At 73.7% G+C, this 16,947-nt stretch carries 14 protein-coding genes; 5 read left to right on the forward strand and 9 right to left on the reverse strand.

The window, feature by feature from the left end:
* The first annotated feature begins 188 nt into the window (after positions 1-188).
* Both ACFO4E_RS06625 and macS read left to right on the forward strand, forming a co-directional pair.
* Positions 189-791, forward strand: coding sequence for a sulfite oxidase-like oxidoreductase (locus ACFO4E_RS06625; RefSeq protein ID WP_378572135.1), 603 nt, complete (start codon positions 189-191; stop codon positions 789-791).
* Positions 792-1,249: 458 nt separating this feature from the next.
* Entirely contained in the window at positions 1,250-2,401 is a 1,152-nt protein-coding gene (gene macS / locus ACFO4E_RS06630; protein WP_378572136.1) for a MacS family sensor histidine kinase, read from the forward strand.
* Positions 2,402-2,488: 87 nt separating this feature from the next.
* Here macS and ACFO4E_RS06635 read toward each other — a convergent pair whose 3' ends face one another.
* Both ACFO4E_RS06635 and ACFO4E_RS06640 read right to left on the reverse strand, forming a co-directional pair.
* A complete protein-coding gene (locus tag ACFO4E_RS06635) occupies positions 2,489-3,340 on the reverse strand; it encodes a hypothetical protein (RefSeq protein WP_378572137.1) in 852 nt (283 codons plus the stop codon).
* A complete protein-coding gene (locus ACFO4E_RS06640) occupies positions 3,337-4,104 on the reverse strand; it encodes an alpha/beta hydrolase (RefSeq protein ID WP_378572138.1) in 768 nt (255 codons plus the stop codon). The genes ACFO4E_RS06635 and ACFO4E_RS06640 overlap by 4 nt, the downstream gene beginning before the upstream one ends.
* A gap of 307 nt (positions 4,105-4,411) precedes the next feature.
* Here ACFO4E_RS06640 and ACFO4E_RS06645 point away from each other — a divergent pair, with 307 nt between their 5' ends.
* Positions 4,412-5,257, forward strand: coding sequence for a lysophospholipid acyltransferase family protein (locus tag ACFO4E_RS06645; RefSeq protein ID WP_378572139.1), 846 nt, complete (start codon positions 4,412-4,414; stop codon positions 5,255-5,257).
* 64 nt (positions 5,258-5,321) lie between these two features.
* Here ACFO4E_RS06645 and ACFO4E_RS06650 read toward each other — a convergent pair whose 3' ends face one another.
* Both ACFO4E_RS06650 and ACFO4E_RS06655 read right to left on the reverse strand, forming a co-directional pair.
* Entirely contained in the window at positions 5,322-6,272 is a 951-nt protein-coding gene (locus ACFO4E_RS06650) for an ROK family glucokinase (RefSeq protein ID WP_378572140.1), read from the reverse strand.
* A 191-nt stretch (positions 6,273-6,463) separates the two neighbouring features.
* The gene (locus tag ACFO4E_RS06655) at positions 6,464-6,862 is read right to left on the reverse strand and encodes a hypothetical protein (RefSeq protein WP_378572141.1); all 399 of its coding nucleotides are present in this window, start codon (positions 6,860-6,862) and stop codon (positions 6,464-6,466) included.
* A 344-nt stretch (positions 6,863-7,206) separates the two neighbouring features.
* Between ACFO4E_RS06655 and ACFO4E_RS06660 the strand changes: the two genes are divergently transcribed.
* A complete protein-coding gene (locus ACFO4E_RS06660) occupies positions 7,207-9,003 on the forward strand; it encodes an AMP-dependent synthetase/ligase (protein ID WP_378572142.1) in 1,797 nt (598 codons plus the stop codon).
* Between the two features lie 69 nt (positions 9,004-9,072).
* Here the strand turns inward: ACFO4E_RS06660 and ACFO4E_RS06665 are convergent, their stop codons facing one another.
* From ACFO4E_RS06665 to ACFO4E_RS06685, 5 genes are all read right to left on the reverse strand, one after another.
* Positions 9,073-10,224: a glycosyltransferase family 4 protein gene (locus tag ACFO4E_RS06665; protein ID WP_378572143.1), complete on the reverse strand. Its 1,152-nt coding sequence runs from the start codon at positions 10,222-10,224 to the stop codon at positions 9,073-9,075.
* Positions 10,225-10,453: 229 nt separating this feature from the next.
* Positions 10,454-11,470: a C40 family peptidase gene (locus ACFO4E_RS06670; protein WP_378572144.1), complete on the reverse strand. Its 1,017-nt coding sequence runs from the start codon at positions 11,468-11,470 to the stop codon at positions 10,454-10,456.
* A gap of 482 nt (positions 11,471-11,952) precedes the next feature.
* Entirely contained in the window at positions 11,953-12,942 is a 990-nt protein-coding gene (locus tag ACFO4E_RS06675) for a C40 family peptidase (protein WP_378572145.1), read from the reverse strand.
* Between the two features lie 429 nt (positions 12,943-13,371).
* Positions 13,372-14,742: an NYN domain-containing protein gene (locus ACFO4E_RS06680; RefSeq protein ID WP_378572146.1), complete on the reverse strand. Its 1,371-nt coding sequence runs from the start codon at positions 14,740-14,742 to the stop codon at positions 13,372-13,374.
* Positions 14,739-15,011, reverse strand: coding sequence for a hypothetical protein (locus tag ACFO4E_RS06685; protein WP_378572147.1), 273 nt, complete (start codon positions 15,009-15,011; stop codon positions 14,739-14,741). Before ACFO4E_RS06685 ends, ACFO4E_RS06680 begins: the two co-directional genes overlap by 4 nt.
* Before the next feature lie 227 nt (positions 15,012-15,238).
* Between ACFO4E_RS06685 and ACFO4E_RS06690 the strand changes: the two genes are divergently transcribed.
* Entirely contained in the window at positions 15,239-16,945 is a 1,707-nt protein-coding gene (locus ACFO4E_RS06690; RefSeq protein WP_378572148.1) for a DEDD exonuclease domain-containing protein, read from the forward strand.
* The last annotated feature ends 2 nt before the right edge of the window (positions 16,946-16,947 follow it).

Raw genomic sequence — 16,947 nt, forward strand, 5'->3', positions numbered from 1 at the left:
GTCCGTGTCAGCGCAGCGCTAAACGGGCGACCGTCCTACCCATGGGCCGGTAGCCATAAAAGCGCCAAAACTTCCGCTGCATGGAATCGACTATAGCGCACGCCTGGTCGAGCGGAGCTCGAATGGGGTTCAAGTCACGGTGTGTGCGGTGCCTGGCAGGATGGCGTAAGGACCACGAAGGAGTGCGATTGTCGGATGAACGGCTGCCGCCCGGGCAGTATGCGCCCCCCGACCGGCCCGCCCTGCACTACGGTCCGGTGCCGCGGTTCCGCCCTGAGCGGTGGGACTTCCGGGTGTACGGGCACACACGATCGCCCGGCGGGGCCCGGTGGACCTGGCCGGAGTTCGACTCCCTCCCGCGCACCGACTCGGTCTCCGACTTCCACTGCGTGACCAGGTTCACGTTCCGTGACGTCCACTGGACGGGCGTGCGGGCCGAGTTCATCGCCGAGCACGCGCCGCCCGACCCCGATGCCACCCATGTGATGGTGTGGGCCGAGTACGGCTACAGCGCCAACCTGCGGATGGACGATTTCCTGCGGCCCGATGTGCTGCTGGCCACCCACCGCGCGGGCGAACGGCTGACCCCGGAGCACGGGTACCCGGTGCGGCTGGTGGTGCCGCACCTGTACGGCTGGAAGAGCGTCAAGTGGGTGCGGGCGATCGAGTACCTGGCGGCCGACCGGCGCGGCTTCTGGGAGGAGCGCGGCTACCACAACCGCGGCGACCCCTGGCACGAGCAGCGCTACTCCTACCAGGAGGAACCGGGCCAGGGCCCGCCGCTCACCTGAGGGCCCGGCGCCGGGCCGGTACCACGCCCCCGTGCGCCGGCCGCGGGCCCCGGGCCACCCGGCGACCACCCGCCACCACACCGATCCCGCGGGCCACCGACCCCACCCGCCCCGCCCCGGGGCCGGGGCGGTATCCGGGGGTCCGCGCGGCACCGCCCGCGTCACCGGCGCCGTCGCGGGGACCGCGCGCCCCCGTCCCGGGCACGGAGCACGAGTCCCGGACGACGCCCGCCCTGGCCGGCGCCCCGAAATCCCCGCAGGCGCCATCGCACCACCGGCACCGGGCCGGTGGCCTCGCCGGCCTCGTGACCGGCGGCACCGCCACCGCTACAGCCCTGTCCCGGCCCGTACGCGCCACCGCGGACACGGGGCCCCCGCCCGGCGCAACCGTCCGATTGGCCCGCAGACCGGCGCATCGTGGACACTTGCCTGCGACGGGACGGCGGGAGGCGGAGGCTATGGGCTTCGAGGCGCCGATATGGCGCGGCATCACCGTGTTCCGGGTCGCGTCCCTGGGCTATGCCGTCAGCCACGTGGCGCAGTACCACGAGCTCCTGGCCCGCCCGTGGGTCGCCTGGTCGGTCCTCGCGGCCATGGCCGCCTGGACCGCCGTCGCCGCCCGCGCCTACCCCCGGCCCGGCGCCGACCGCCGCATCCTGCTCGCGCTCGACCTGACCATCGCCTGCGGCTGCCTGGCGGCGACGGCCATGGCCGCCGAGCCCGGCTACCTGCGCATGGCCCCGCCGCTGACCACCACCTGGTTCGGCGGCGCGGTGCTGGCCGCCGCGGTGGTGAAGGGCCGCCTCTGGGGCATGTGCGCCGCGCTGGGCCACGGGGTACTCGACATCGCCGTGCGCGTGGCGCTGGGGCTGACCGTCTCCGCCGCGGTGCCGCGCGGGATCGTGCTGCTGCTCCTCGCCGCCTACGCGGTGGGCACCGTGGTCGCCTACGCCGCCGCGGCCGAGCGCCGGTTCGCCCGCGCCGTGGAGCTGGAGGCCCGGACGCATGAGCGCGAGCGGCTCGCCCGGTCCATCCACGACTCCGTCCTCCAGGTGCTGGCGATGGTGCAGCGGCGCGGCGCCGACATCGGCGGCGAGGCCGCCGAACTCGGCCGGCTGGCCGGCGAGCAGGAGGCGGCGCTGCGCGGCCTCATCGGGCGCCAGGACCAGAGCCGCGACCTCGCCGGGCCCGGCCCCGGCGGCGGCACCGCCGGTTCCGCCGCGGGCGCCGAGGACCTGCGGCCGGTGCTGGGGGCGCGCGCCGGTTCCCGCGTGACCGTCTCGGCTCCGGCGACCCCGGTGCTGCTGAGCGCGCACGCGGTGCGCGAGGTGGACGCCGCGGTCGGGGCGGCGCTGGCCAACGTCGAACGCCACTGCCCGGAGGGCACCCGGGTGTGGCTGCTGATCGAGGACGAGCCCGGCGCGGTGACCGTGACGGTCCGCGACGACGGGCCCGGGATGCGGCCGGACCGCATCGCCGAGGCGGCCGGGCAGGGACGCCTGGGACTCGCCCAGTCCATCCGGGGGCGGCTGCGCGACCTCGGCGGGGAGGCCGTCGTCACCACCGCGCCGGGCGAGGGCACCGAGATCGAGCTGCGCGTCCCCCACTGAACCGGGCGCGGCTCCGGCGGCTGCGACGGCCGCGGGGCACGCGCGCGGGGCCGCCGCCGTCCGCGGCGGCGCCGGATCCGTCCGGGCTCAGACCACCGCGCCGTCGTCGGGGCCGTTGTCGCCGGAGGGGCGGTCGCCCATGCGGATCACCAGCACCACGAACCCCGCGATGAACGCGGCCACCGCGACGAAGGCCAGCCACCCCGGCAGCCGGACGCTGAAGAGCATGGAGCCGAGGAGGACCATCGGGCCGCCGAACAGCGCGGCCCAGGACAGCCGGCTGGTGAGGTCGCCGCGGGGCAGCGGGGGCGGGGGCGGCGGGATGTAGTGGTCGGTCTCGTCGCGGCTCGCGGCCGGGCGGCTGGGGCGGTCGTCATCGTCGTCGGCCGCCAGCAGGTCGGCGCCGCCGCGGCCGGGCGGGGGCTCGGCGGGATCGGCGGGGCCGTCGTCGGTGCCGACGTTCTCGGCGTCGGGCCAGACGGGGCGTTCGCGGACGTCGCCGTAGTCGTAGAAGCGGGCGACCAGGTCGGCCCAGACGTCGTCGTCCTGGTCGCCGCGGACGCCGTCGGCGGACTCCCGCGCGGGGGCGGTGCCGACCGTCGCGGACTCGGGGGGCGACGGCGGGGAATCCGGCTCTTCCGCGCTGCCCGCGGAGCCCTGACCGGCGGTTCCCGCCGGCTGCTCGCCCAGCTCCGGCAGTTCGGTGCGCAGGATCTCCTCGGCGGCCGGGCGCTCTTGGGCGTCGACGTAGAGGTGGTCGGTGGAGGGGGTGGCGACCCCGCCGCCGGAGTCGAGGATGTCCTGGTCGAGGGGGATGGCGTAGGCGGCGATCCCCGATCTGCCCAGCGCCTCCAGCATGAGGTCGGCCTGCGGTGGGGCGAGCAGGACGAGCGGGACGTAGGCGTCGGCGAGCAGGCCGTTCCCACGGCGATGCGTCATCGCTTCGTTCCTTCCCCGCTCCTGGCCTGCTCGCGCACGAAGGCGAGGCTGCCGTCGAAGATGGCGTCGGCGTCGTTGTCGAGGGTGGCGACGTGGTAGCTGTCGTCCAGGGTGCGGACGGTGAGCTCCGTGTTGACCGCCCTATTGGTGAGGATACGCAGACTGCGCGGGCCGACGACGTGGTCCTCGGGACTCGCGTAGGCGAGAACCGGCGCGGTGAGCCCCGCGAGGCCGCGGCGGGTCGCGCGCCACAGCCTCGGGAGTGTCGCCGCGGCGGCGGTGGGGACGCGGTCGTAGCCGCCTTCGGTGGCGCCGGGCTTCTTGATGTCGTCGGTGATACCGGGGGTGGAGGGGACGAACCGGGCCAGCAGCGGGGCGACGAGCAGGAGCGGGTTCTCGACCGCGAGCGAGGGGTTGACCACCACGACCCCGCCGACCTTGTCCGGGTGCAGCTGGGCGAGGCGCAGGGCGAGGCAGCCGCCCATGGACAGGCCCATGGTGAAGACGCGGTCGCACCGGGCGCGCAGCCGCAGCAGCGCCGATTCGACCTCGGCGAGCCAGTCGTCGCTGGTGGTCGTGACCATGTCCTGCCAGGTGGTGCCGTGGCCGGGCAGCAGCGGCACGTCGACGGTGAGCCCCTCGCCGGCCAGGTACTCGCCCCAGGGACGCATCGACCGGGGGGTGCCGGTGAAGCCGTGGCACAGCAGGACGCCGGTGGCGTCGCCGTCGTGGCGGAACGGTTCGGCTCCTGGCGGTAAAGACATGGGGACTCCCTGTTCTCCGGGTTCTCCGGTGGTGCCGCGGGCCGCGCGCGTACCGCACCGACTGTATGAAATTAACCCGGTGCGCGGGTGGCCGGTACCCCCGCCACTCCGGTGGCGGGGGTACCGGCCCCCGGGGCGGGCGCGGTCCCGGGCGCGTCGGCCCAGGTCGACTACCACCGGGTAACTTGGGCCGATATTGGTAGTCGGTCCCGAGCGGTGCGAAGATGGCCACGGTTGTTCGTGGAAGCGGGAAGGCGAACGTGGCAAGCTTGTCCGAACGCTCCCCGCGTGTGCGGGGGTGATCTCGGTGTTCTACTGGGTGGTCAAGGCGATCCTGGGCCCGGTGCTGGCGGTGCTGTGGCAACCGCGCGCCTATGGCGTCGAGAACGTCCCACGGCAGGGGTCGGCCATCTTGGTCAGCAATCACCTGTCCTTCTCGGACCATTTCTTCGGCCCGCTCCCCCTCCCCCGCAAGATCACCTTCCTGGCCAAGGCGGAGTACTTCACCGGAACCGGCCCCAAGGGCCTGGTGAGCCGGCTGTTCTTCACGGGGGTCGGCCAGATCCCCATCGACCGCTCCGGCGGCAAGGCCAGCGAGGCAGCCCTGCGCACCGGGCTGAAGGTGCTCAAGCAGGGCAAGCTGCTGGGCATCTACCCCGAGGGCACGCGCTCGCCCGACGGCCGCCTCTACCGCGGGCGCACCGGCGTGGCCCGGCTGGTCCTGGAGTCCAAGGCGCCGGTGATCCCCATGGCGATGATCAACGTCGACAAGATCATGCCCCCCGGCCGCACCGTCCCCCGGCTCGGGATCCGGCCCAAGGTCGTCTTCGGCAAGCCCCTGGACTTCTCGCGGTACTACGGCATGGAGAAGGACCCGCGGGTCCTGCGCGCCATCACCGACGAGATCATGTACGCGCTGATGGAGCAGTCCGGCCAGGAGTACGTCGACCGCTACGCCCAGTCGGTCAAGGCCGAACTGGAGGCGGCGGCCCGGGAGGAGCGCAAGGAGCAGCACGCCGACGAGCGCGAGCGCCGCCGCGCCGACCGCGCCAAGCGCAAGCGCGACCGCCGCGCCGAGCGCGACGCGCGCAAGGCGGCGAAGAAGGCGGCCGCGGACGCCCCCGACGACGCCGACCCGGCGGCCGCCCCCTAAGGCGAACGGCCGTCCGCCCCGCGGTGGACGGCCGCGCTCGGCGCGGGCCGGTCCGGGCGGCGGGTCAGCGCAGGGCGAGGTCGGCGGCCCCGACGATGCCGGCCTTGGAGCCGAGCTCGGCGATGCGGATATCGGCGAGTCGGCGCGTGGCCCGGCCGGTGACGTGGCGGGCGAAGGACCGCCGCACCGGTTCGAGGAGGAGGTCGCCGGTGTCGGAGACCCCGCCGCCGATGACGAAGCACTCCGGGTCGAGGATCGCGGCGAGGTCGGCCAGGCCGAGCCCCACCCAGCCGCCCACGGTGCGGAAGCACTCCAGTGCGCCGTCGTCGCCCTCCAGGGCCGCCCGGGTGATGCCTGGGCCGGTGATGCGCGCGATGTCGCCGCCGGCGGGCTTGAGGATCCGCGCGGCGCGCGCCGGGTCGTTCTTGGCGAGGTCCTGGGCCTCGGCGACGAGGGCGCGTCCGCTGGCGTACTGCTCCCAGCAGCCGTGGTTGCCGCAGCCGCACCGGCGGCCGTAGGGGACGACACGGTAGTGGCCGACCTCGGCGGCCACCCCGTAGCGGCCCCGCTTGAGCTCGCCGTCCATGACGATTCCGCCGCCGACGCCGGTCCCCAGGGTCACGCAGACGACGTGGCGGCTGCCGCGCCCGGCGCCGAAGCGGACCTCGGCCCAGGCGGCGGCGTTGGCGTCGTTCTCCACCACGATGGGCAGGTCCACGCGGCGCCGCAGGCGGTCCTTGAAGGGCTCGTCGGCCAGGCCGAGGTTGGCTCCGAGGACGATCCGGGAGCGCTCTTCGTCGACGAACCCGGCGGTGCCCACGCCGACCGCGGCGATCTCGCCCTCGGGCCGGCGTTCGCGCAGTTCGGCGACTGCTCGGCCGACCACGTCGGCAAGTGCCTCCCCGTCCCCGCCGGGGGTGGGGTGGGTGACCTCGTCGAGGATCCGGCCGCCGGGGTCGACGACGCCCGCGGCGACCTTGGTGCCGCCGATGTCCACGCCGATCGTCAGCCGCATGGACGGCTCCTTGTCATGTGGTGCCCGCGCACGGCACGGCGGTCCCGGGGCCCGTCGCGCGGGAAATGGACTGGACCACTGGATTAAACCAGTGCGCCGGTCTCCGGCACGCTCTCGGGAGGCGGTATGCGGGAGTCCTCGCCGCCGCGCCCGCTCCGGCACCGGCCGGCCACGCGGTGGCCGCGGAGCCCTCAGTTCCCGGTGCCGCCGCGGGGGAGTTCCCGGTCGCCGCCGCCGGCCTGCGGAGGCGTGCCCGAGCCCGAGCGCTGGAGCGCGCGCTCGACGACCCCGATCGTCTCGCCCACCGCTCCCACGAACGCGAACCCCGCGCGGCCGAGGTGCCCGGCGACCTCAGGGCCTTTAGCCCGGACGATGCCGAAGAACTGCTCCAGGGGCGGCCGCTCCGGCTCGGGCTGCTCCTGCCGGATGGCCTCCTCCCACACGTCGCCCTTGCGCGGCGGCGGGGAGGTGGCCGCGGAGACGCCCTTGCGGACGCCGGCGATGATCAGTTTGCGCTGCAACGCGTCGACCAGCCGGAGGGCGTCGTCGATCATGTCCTGCGACCCGGAGTCGCGGTTCGGCTCTGCCATGGTGTTCGCTGCCCCTGTTCGTCGGGTATGCCGTCACGTTAGCCGCACACGCGGGCGGGCGGTGCGCCGGGCGGCGGAAATCGGGGAGGACCCCGAGGCGGTTCAGGGTGCCCAGGTCGCAGGCCAGGGCGTGCGCGCGGCGCGCTTCGGCGGTACTGTCGAATGGACGCGCGAGGCGCTCCGGCCCCGGGGCGACACCGCGGCGGCCGGGCCGCGACCCCTGTTCCCCGCGGGGTTCGGTCACACTCCCGTTGCAAAACTAGAACGCGTTCTACCCACCGGTAGCGTTTCTTGTTACGGTCGTCCCGTCCCTGCCCATCCCCCACACGCCCAGGAGCGATCACGTGCGCGAATTCAGCCGCCCTGTGAAGGTCGAGGTCTCCGCGGAGGCCCGCCTGCCCGACACCGTCTTCGCCCGGGCGGCGGCGGAGCCCGGGGCGGTCGCACTGCGCCGGCAGGAGTCCGGCCAGTGGCGCGATGTCACGTGCGCGGAGTTCCGCGACGACATCGCCGCCATCGCCAAGGCCCTCATCGCGGCCGGGATCGGGCACGGCGACCGCGTCGGCCTGATGTCGCGCACGCGCTACGAGTGGACCACGATCGACTACGCCATCTGGTCGGTGGGGGCCGTGACGGTCCCCATCTACGAGACCTCCTCCGAGGAGCAGGCGCAGTGGATCCTCAGCGACTCCGGCAGCACCGCCGTGTTCGTCGAGACCGCCGAGCACGCCGCACGGGTCGAGGCCGTCCGGGGCGAACTTCCGGCGCTGGCCCATGTGTGGCAGATCGAGGGCGCCGCGCTCGCCGCCTTCGCCGCCACCGGCGCCGATGTCGACGACGCGGCGGTCGACGAGCGCCGCGGTGCCGGCGGCGCCGACGAGCTGGCCACCCTCATCTACACCTCGGGCACCACGGGCCGCCCCAAAGGCTGCGAGCTGACCCACCGCAACCTCCTCTTCACCATCCTCAACATCATCAACGGGCCGCTCGAGCGGGTCTTCACCCTCGAAGGCCGCCGCACCCTGCTGTTCCTGCCGCTGGCACACTCCTTCGCGCGGCTGATCCAGGTCGGCTGCATCGAGTCCAAGACCGTCCTCGGCCACTTCCCCACCACCGGCCCCGAGCTGATCGACACCCTCGGCGTCTACAAGCCGACCTTCCTGCTCGCCGTTCCGCGCGTATTCGAGAAGGTCTACAACAAGGCCGAGCAGAAGGCCACGTCCGAGGGGCGCGGCAAGATCTTCGCCGCGGCGGCCGACACCGCCATCGCCTACAGCAAGGCGCTGAGCGCCGGCCGCGTCCCGCTGGGCCTGCGCGTCAAGCACGCGGTCTTCGCCAAGCTCGTCTACGGCAAGATCCTGGCCGCCGTGGGCGGGCGCGCCAGCTACGCGATCTCCGGCGGATCGGCCCTCGGCGACCGCCTGGGCCACTTCTTCCAGGGCATCGGGCTGGCCATCATCGAGGGCTACGGGCTCACCGAGACCTCCGCGCCCACCGCGGTCAACTCCCCCGAGGTCAACAAGATCGGCACCGTCGGCCCGCCGTTCCCCGGGGTGTCCCTGCGCATCGGCGACGACGGCGAGGTGCTCGCCAAGGGCGACCACATCATGCGCGGCTACTGGGGCAACGAGACCGCCACCAAGGACGCGTTCGACGAGGACGGCTGGTACCGCACCGGCGACCTCGGCACGCTCGACGAGGACGGCCACCTGAGCATCACCGGCCGCAAGAAGGAGATCATCGTGACCGCCGGCGGCAAGAACGTCGCCCCCGCGGTGATCGAGGACCGCATCCGCGGGCACGCCATCATCAGCCAGTGCATGGTCATCGGCGACAACCGGAACTTCATCTCCGCCCTGATCACCATCGACCCCGACGCCTTCGAGTTCTGGAAGAAGCAGAACGCCAAGTCCGGCGGGATCGCCGACAACATCGCCGACCCCGACCTCATCGCCGCCGTGCAGGCGGCGGTCGACGACGCCAACAAGGCCGTCTCGCGGGCGGAGTCGGTGCGCAAGTTCACCCTCCTGCCGCACGACTTCTCCGAGGACGGCGGCGAGATGACGGCGTCGCTCAAGGTGAAGCGGCACGTGGTGGCCCAGCGCTACCGCAAGGAGATCGACGAGATCTACGCCTCCTGACCCCTTGGGGACGGCGGTGCCGCGCCGCCCGTCCGCGCCCCGGTGCTCCGGTGCGCGGACGGGCGGCGCTCAGCCCCGCAGCAGAGCGTCGAGCCGGTCGGCGGCGCGGCCCCACGTCCACTCGCGCTCGACCCAGGCGCGCCCGCGGGAGCCCATGGCGGCGGCGGTCTCGGGGCGGCTCAGCAACCCGATGAGCGCGCGCGCCGTGGGTCCGGGCCGGCGGCCGTCGACCACCAGGCCGGTCTCCCCGTCGACGACGGCGTCGGGGGCTCCCCCGGAGTCGCCGGCGACGACCGGGACGCCGGACGCGGACGCCTCCAGGTAGACCATCCCGAGCCCTTCGACGTCCAGCCCGCCGTTGCGGGTGCGGCACGGCATGGCGAAGACGTCTCCGGCGTCGAAGTGGGCCGCGAGCTCGCGGGCGGGGACGTCGCCGGCGAACCGCACCGTGTGGGCGACCCCCTCGCGCCGGGTCAGCGCCTCCAGCCGCCGCAGGTCGGGGCCGCCGCCGACGATCAGCAGCCCGGCGTTGGACACCTCGGCCAGTACCCGGGGCCACGCGCGCAGCAGGGTGTCCTGGCCCTTGCGCGGCACCAGCCGGGACACGCAGACCACGACCGGGCGCCCGGTCAGCCCGTAGCGCGCGCGGATGGCCTCGCCCCCGGAACCGGGCCGGAAGCGGTCGGTGTCGACCCCGGGGGCGAGGGGCCGCATGCGGGCGGCGGCCCGCGGCGACAGGGCGCGGGCCAGCCGGCCGCGCGTGTAGTCGCCGAGGTAGGTGAGGGTGTCGACCTGTTCGCCGATGCGGTGCAGCGCCGAACGGGGGCCGGGCAGCGCCGCCCACCCGGTCTCGTGGCCGTGGGTCAGGGCGACGATCCGGCGCACGCCGGCCTTGCGGAGCTCGCCCGACATGAGCCCGAGCGGGGCGGCGGCGCCGAAGAGGACGGAGTCGCACCCCTCCAGCTCGGCGATGCGTCGCGCCCGGCGGGTGACCGCGGGGGTGGGCAGCAGGACGGGGGTGCGTTCGCGCACGACCGGGAACGGCTGGGCGCGGTCGAACGCCTCGGAGTCGCCCCACGCGGCGGCGCTGCGCGCGGTGGGGGTGGAGGCATAGACCACGACCGATCCGGCGGGCCGGCGGACCGCCAGCTCGTGGACGAAGGACTGGATGCCCCCGGGCCGGGGCGGGAAGTCATTGGTGACGATCAGCGTACGGGGCACGGTCGGAGTCTAGCCAGCGCGCGCGACCGGCGATGCCGGGCGGCGGCGCGCACCACCCGCCCGCCCGGCGTTCCCGCTGCGAGCCGGCCGGGCGGGGTGCGCCCGCGGGCGGCGCGTCCCGGCACCGGCCGCCGGACCGCGGGTGGCGCCGGGCAGCGGTCGACCCGCCCGCGCGGTGCGCGGGCGGGTCTCCTTCGGACACCGGGGACGCGGGGCGACCCGGCACCTCCTACGGGCGGATGGCCGAGTGGAAGTTGGTCCGGTAGTAGTCGTTGAGCGGAACCTCCGCGACCGGCTTGGACGGGTTGGAGGCGTGCACCATCTTGCCGTCGCCGACGTACATGCCCACGTGGTCGGGGCCGCCGTAGAAGAAGATCAGGTCGCCGGGCTGCAAGTCGTCCCAGGAGACCGATGATCCCGCGTTGACCTGGTCGTAGGTGGTCCGCGGCAGGCTCACGCCGGCTTCGCTCCAGGCGGCCTGCACCAGGCTGGAGCAGTCCCACACGTCGGGGCCGTTGGCGCCGAGGCTGTAGGAGTCGCCGATCTGGGCGTAGATGAAGTCCAGCGCGACCTTGGCGTCGCCGGAGGCGTCGCCCGTATAGGAGGACCCGGAGGAGCCGTTGCTCACCGGCGACACACCGGAGGTGGCGTCGGCCTGCTCCTCGGCGGTGAGGTCGTCGAGGAGCGCCTGCTGCTCGTCGATCTTGTCCTCGGCGTCCGCCTTGGCCTGCTCGGCTTCGTCGAGCTTGTCGGCCGCGTCCTGCTCGGTCTCGGCCGCCTCGGCGGTGAGGTCGTCCAGCGTGTCCTGCTGGTCGACGTAGTTGGCCAGCGTGTCCTGCTGGTTCTGCGACAGGTAGCCGAGGTCGGCGGCCTGGAGGAGCACGTTCTCGGGACCGGCGGACCCGAACAGGTAGGCCGGCGAGCTGTAGTCGGTGCCCGTGTAGGCCGCGTGGGCCAGCTGGACGACGTCGCCCTGCATCTCGCCGAGGGCGTCCTCGATGTCCTGCTGGTCGGCCTCCAGGTCGTCGAGCTTCTCCTGGGCGGCGTCGTGGTCCTGCTCGGCCTGGTTGTAGGCCTCGGCGAGCTCGGCGTACTCCTGCTCGAGCTGCTCGATCTCGTCGCGGACCTCGTCGGGTGTGGGGTCCGCGCTGGCGACGCCGGTGGACATCACAAGGGCGCCGAAGGCGACGAAGCCGACGGTCGCGATATGCCGGCGGTACGAGCCACGTTCATGGCGTTCATCCACGAGGGTGGCACACCTTTCTGCCATGGTCCGCCTACCGGACGCGGGTGCGGGCGGGGCAGGGCCCCGTGGCCAGGCCGACTGAGGGCGTGGCAGCAGGTCACCCGGAAACCTTCCGTGAACAGGCGGACCAGGGGGCCGCCCGGGGGTTTTCCGGTCTCCGCGCCATCGGACAGGGGGTGTGCGGCGCGGAGTTCGGCGGGAGCGGGGCGCCGCCATCTGGTGATGGCGAGGTCGACGACCGCGCTCGGCGTCGAACACTAGTGCATCCCCGGCACCGGACTCAACCGATTCGTTACCTAATTCCCGATTTTACGGATTGTCCCGTTCTGGATTTCGGTCGGACCCACAGGTCTCCCGGCACGAAAAAGCCCGCGCCGCCCGGCCTCCGGTGGTGGCCGGAGGCGGGACGACGCGGGTACGCCATGGGCGGCGCGTGTGATGTAGGACTCCGCGGCGCGGTCGCCGCGGGCGGGCGGTCGCGGTTACGGGCGGACGCCGTACATGAACTGTCCGTCCCAATACCCCGCCAGCGCGACGACCTCGACGTTCTTGCCGGTGCGCGGCGCGTGGATCATCTGGCCGTTGCCGACGTAGAGGCCGTCGTGGCCCAGGTCGCTGAAGAAGAGGATGTCGCCGGGCTGGAGGGAGTCGCGGCCCACCTGCGCGCCGGCCTCGGCCTGGCCGTAGGTGGTGCGGGGCAGGCTCACGCCCGCGGCCTCCCACGAGCGCATGACCAGGCCCGAGCAGTCGTAGCCGTCGGGGCCGGCCGCACCGTAGACGTAGGGCTTGCCGAGCTGGGAGTAGGCGAAGTCGAGCGCGGCCGCGGCGCTGCCGGAGGCGGACCCGGTGTAGGAGCCGCCGACGTCGCTGCCCTCGGTCGCGGGGTCGGCGCTGGGGAACTCGGCGAGCAGGTCCTCCTGCTCGGCGATCTTCTCGTCGACCTCGTCCTTCTTCCCCTCGATCTCGTCGAACTTCTCCTCCGCGTCGGCGAGCGCTTCGTCGGCCTCGTCCTTGAGCTGGAACAGCCGCTCGGAGGAGTCGCCGAACTCGTCGAGCTTGGCCTTCTGGCTCTCGGAGAGGTAGGAGATGTCGGCCGACTGGTCGAGGAGGTCCTCGGGGTTCTCGACGGTCAGCACGGTGCTCGGGGCGTTGAGGTCGTTGCCCTTGTAGGCGGCGCTGGCGAAGCCGGCGACCTCCTCGCGGAGCTCGTCGTACTTGTCCTGCTCGTCGCCGACCTCGGCCTCGAGTTCGTCCGCCTTCTCCTGGGCGGCCTCGTACTCTTCCTTGGCGTCGTTGTAGTCGTCGACGATCTGGCCGGCCTCTTGGTTCAGCTCATCGAGCCGGTCCTCGACCTCTTCCTGGGTCGGCTCGGCGTAGGCGACCCCGGAGGGCAGGATCAAGCCGCCGGCCGCGACGACCCCGAGACCGGTCGCAATCCGGTGGGCCGTGCGCCGACCACCTCTACTCGCCATGGCGGTCCACGCTCCTTTTACGTCAGTGCACATACGGGGATGGGGGGATCGGGGGTCGGCACCCACGGCGCGGCAGCGCACAGGACCGGGGAGCGGGGACCGCGGTCGCGGTGCGTCACCTTCGACCGCGTGACGCGGCAGCACGACCGCACCGCCCCTGAGGTCAGGGAACCTCCCGCGCATCGGCCCGTAGGCCACCGGCCGGGGTGCGCCGTAACGCGGACGCAATTCGGCCTTATAGCGGGAAGCCGATCAAGCTCCGGATAGAACCTAGCGGACCGGTCCCGGCTCCTCAACCGGGGCAGGGAATCCTGTTCGCCACGGGGCGAGATCACACGGGCATCGCCCCTGACCCGGGACGGGCTCCGCATCCCATCACGAATCGGTCACATCGGACCCGCGCGGCTCCCGGCGGCTCCCCCGGCGGGGCTATCCGGGCGCCTCCAGCCGGCGCAGCAGCAGCGCGGACGCGACCGTGCGGGCGCCCTCGCGGCGCACCGCCGCGATGATCTCCTTGTCGGAGGTGACCACGGCCAGCGGGCGCCCCTGCGGCTCCGCCCGCACCAGCCGGACGATCAGCTCGTCGGCGGTCTCGCCGGGGTCGCTGAACAGCAGCCGGACGCGCCGCGTCGCCGCGAGCACCGGCGGGGTGTCCACGTCGGCGCCGTCGAACACGCAGGTGATCTCGGCCTTGGTGCGGCTGGCCAGCCCTTCGAGGGACGCCAGCAGCCTGCCCCGCTGGTCGGCCAGCGGCAGCGTGCCGTACCCGGTCTTGGTGACGTTGTAGCCGTCGACGAGGATGTGGATCCGCGGCAGCACGAGCAGCTGGTCGACCAGGCCCGGGTCGTCGTCGGGGAGCCCGCCGCCCGGTGTCCCCGCGGCGCGCGTGCTGCGTGCGTCGGTGACCAGGTCGGCCGGGCTCTCGATCGAGGTGGGCAGGGCCAGCTCGCGGCGCAGGCCGTGCGAGGCGTCCAGCAGCACGTCGAGCAGCACGCGCACGCGCGCCTCCTCCACGCTGCGCCCGGCGCGGGCCGCCCGGCGCGCGTTCTCGACCTGCGCCTCGGCCGCGGCAAGGCGGTTGCGCAACCGGCGGTTCTCCGCTTCCACGGAACTGACCTGGCTGGTCGTCGTGGCAGTGCGGTCCGCCGCCTCCGCGATCGCCTGCTCGGCGCCTTGGACGGCCTCCTTCGCACGCTGGCGTTCACTGTGGATCTTGCGCCGCAGGTCGGCGATGGTGCCGCGCTGCTCGCGCAGCTCCCCGCGCAGTCTCAGGACCTCCTCGCGGTGGCCGGTCACCGCCTCGTCCAGGCGCCGCCGCAGGTCGGCGATCGCCTCGGCCGCCTCGTCGGCCTCCTTCACCTCGTCGCGGCGGTCGAGCTCGTCGTGGATGCGCTCGACGATCTCCTGCCAGCCCGGCGGGCGGATCAGGTAGCCGGCGGCGGCGACGGCGATCGGGTCGGCCGCGGGCGGCACCACCCCGTTGCGCATCCCCTCGGCCAGCTCGGGCCACACCTGCTCGACCCGCTCGGCCACGCGTGCGCGGAATCCGGGATCGGTCTCCAGCTGCGCGGCGATCTGCGGACCGGCGAGCCGGGCGCGGCGCCGCGGCTCGAATCTGGCCACTCTGCGCAGCGCGGGCGGGAGGTCGGTGACGCGCAGGCCGCCGAGCACGTCGGAGCCGTAGTCGATGACGCGGGCCCGGACGGCTTCGGGCAGCGGCCGGCGCAGCGGCTCCTCCCCTCCCTCGGGGGGTTCCGCTGTGGCCTCGCCCGGAGGCGTCGCATCCGAGCCGGAACTCATGCCCGCTCCGCGCCGCTTCCGGCCGCACCGTTCTGCTCGGCCGCGGGCCGGTCGACGACCTCGACGGCGTCCACGGCGTTGCACCAGCGGCAGCGCACCTGCTCCACCGTCTCGGAGAGGACCTCGCTCTCCTCCACCCGGCTCGCGCCGGAGAGGTCGACGTGCAGGTAGTCGCGCGATCGCACGCTGCGCGTGACGTCGAACCGGGTCAGGTTCCCGCACTGGGTGCACCGCCACCGCTGGGTATCGGACGGCACCGAAATACTCACAGCCTGGTCCTCCTTCGTCTTCCATCAAAACTAGTGCTGAGCACGGCGAACCGCCCGGGTAACACGGCCGCGGCCGGCGCCGCCCCGCGCGCCCGGTCCGGCCCCGTGAGGTGGGAGACATCTTTCCATGGAGCGGGGCACCCGGACGGGCGGCGGGGCATCCGGGCTGGTGGGCGTAGGACCGACCTCCGGCCGGGACCGTCGGCACCCCCGTTTACCCTGGCGGGGTGGTAGAGCAGCAGGTACCGGTGCAGGGGACCCTCGACGATCTGGGGACCCCGTTGTCGCAGGCCACGTTCGTGGTCGTCGACCTGGAGACCACCGGGTCGCGCGCCGACGGCGCCGGCATCACCGAGATCGGCGCCGTGAAGGTCCGCGGCGGGGAGGTCGTCGGCGAGTTCGCCACACTGGTCAACCCGGGGGTGGCCATCCCGCCCTTCATCACCCTGCTGACCGGCATCACCCAGGCGATGGTGGCCCCCGCCCCCCGCATCGAGTCCGTGCTCCCGGCGTTCCTGGAGTTCGCGCAGCTGGGGGGCGGAACGGTGCTGGTCGCCCACAACGCCCCCTTCGACATCGGGTTCCTCAAGAGCGCCTGCGCACACCACGGCTTCGACTGGCCCGCGGTTCACGTGGTCGACACCGTGCCGCTGGCGCGCCGGCTGGTCACCCGCGACGAAGTCCCCAACCACAAGCTCGGCACCCTCGCCGGCTACTTCGGTGTGCCCGACCAGCCCACCCACCGGGCCCTCGACGACGCCCGCGCAACGGTGGGCGTGCTGCACCACTTGTTCGAACGCCTCGGCTCCTTCGGCATCGACACCGTCGAGGAGCTGCGGGGTTTCCGCTCGGCCCCCACCGCCGCCCAGCGCGGCAAGCGGCGCCTCGCCGACGGCGTACCCGAGGCGCCCGGGGTCTACGTGTTCACCGACGCCAAGGGCGACACCCTCTACGTCGGCAAGAGCCGCAACCTGCGCCGCCGGGTCCGCTCCTACTTCACCGCCGGCGAGACCCGCGGGCGCATCCGCGAGATGATCGCCCTGGTCGAAGGGGTCACCCCGATCGTCTGCGCGACCGAGCTGGAGGCCGAGGTCCGCGAGCTGCGCATGATCGGCGAGCGCAAACCGCCCTACAACCGCCGCTCCCGCAACCCCGAGCGCGCCAACTGGCTGAAGCTCACCAGCGAGGCGTACCCGCGCCTGTCGATCGTGCGCACCGTGCGCGACGACGACGCCCCCTACATCGGCCCGTTCCGGTCCGCCCGCGACGCCGAGCTGGCGCGCGAGGCCCTGCACCAGACCTTTCGGCTGCGCCAGTGCACCCACCGCTTCTCCCCCGCCCGCCCGATCTCCGCCTGCGTCCTGGCCCAGCTCGGCCGGTGCGGCGCGCCGTGCGACGGGCGCGAATCGCCCGAGGAGTACGCCGCGCACGCCCACGCGGCCCACACCGCCATGACCCTCGACGCCTCCCCCGTGGTCGCGGCCGTCGGCGCGCACATCGCCGGGCTCGCGGCCGAGCTGCGCTACGAGGAGGCCGCCGCCCACCGCGACCGGCTCGCGGCGTTCCTCACCGCCGCCGCCCGCTCCCAGCGCCTGACCGCCCTGGCCCGGCTGCCCCAGCTGGTGGCCGCCCGGCGCGCGGGCGCGGCGTGGGAGGTGCACGTGGTCCGCTACGGGCGGCTGGCCGGCAGCGCGGTGATGGCGCCGTCGGCCGACCCGGTCGCCTTCGTCGACGCGCTGACCCGCACCGCGGAATCGGTCGAGCCCGGTCCGGGCCCCGCGCCGCGCGCGGGAGCGGCCGAGATGGAATGCGTGCTGCGCTGGCTGGAATCCCCTGGCGTCCGGCTGGTGGAAGCCGGATCACCGTGGACATGTCCCGTCAATGGTGCAGAAAAGCACCGCGACCTGACAGACTGGGGCCGCGCATCCAGGTAGAA

It is taken from the genome of Nocardiopsis mangrovi (assembly GCF_042653925.1).
Lineage (GTDB): Bacteria > Actinomycetota > Actinomycetes > Streptosporangiales > Streptosporangiaceae > Nocardiopsis_B > Nocardiopsis_B mangrovi.

What these genes read in the sequence shown, in the direction of transcription:
- macS (WP_378572136.1), top strand. Translation starts at nt 1,250, where the DNA reads ATGGGCTTCGAGGCGCCGATATGGCGCGGCATCACCGTGTTCCGGGTC.
- ACFO4E_RS06640 (WP_378572138.1), bottom strand. Translation starts at nt 4,104, where the DNA reads ATGTCTTTACCGCCAGGAGCCGAACCGTTCCGCCACGACGGCGACGCC.
- ACFO4E_RS06680 (WP_378572146.1), bottom strand. Translation starts at nt 14,742, where the DNA reads ATGAGTTCCGGCTCGGATGCGACGCCTCCGGGCGAGGCCACAGCGGAA.
- ACFO4E_RS06635 (WP_378572137.1), bottom strand. Translation starts at nt 3,340, where the DNA reads ATGACGCATCGCCGTGGGAACGGCCTGCTCGCCGACGCCTACGTCCCG.
- ACFO4E_RS06650 (WP_378572140.1), bottom strand. Translation starts at nt 6,272, where the DNA reads ATGCGGCTGACGATCGGCGTGGACATCGGCGGCACCAAGGTCGCCGCG.
- ACFO4E_RS06675 (WP_378572145.1), bottom strand. Translation starts at nt 12,942, where the DNA reads ATGGCGAGTAGAGGTGGTCGGCGCACGGCCCACCGGATTGCGACCGGT.
- ACFO4E_RS06655 (WP_378572141.1), bottom strand. Translation starts at nt 6,862, where the DNA reads ATGGCAGAGCCGAACCGCGACTCCGGGTCGCAGGACATGATCGACGAC.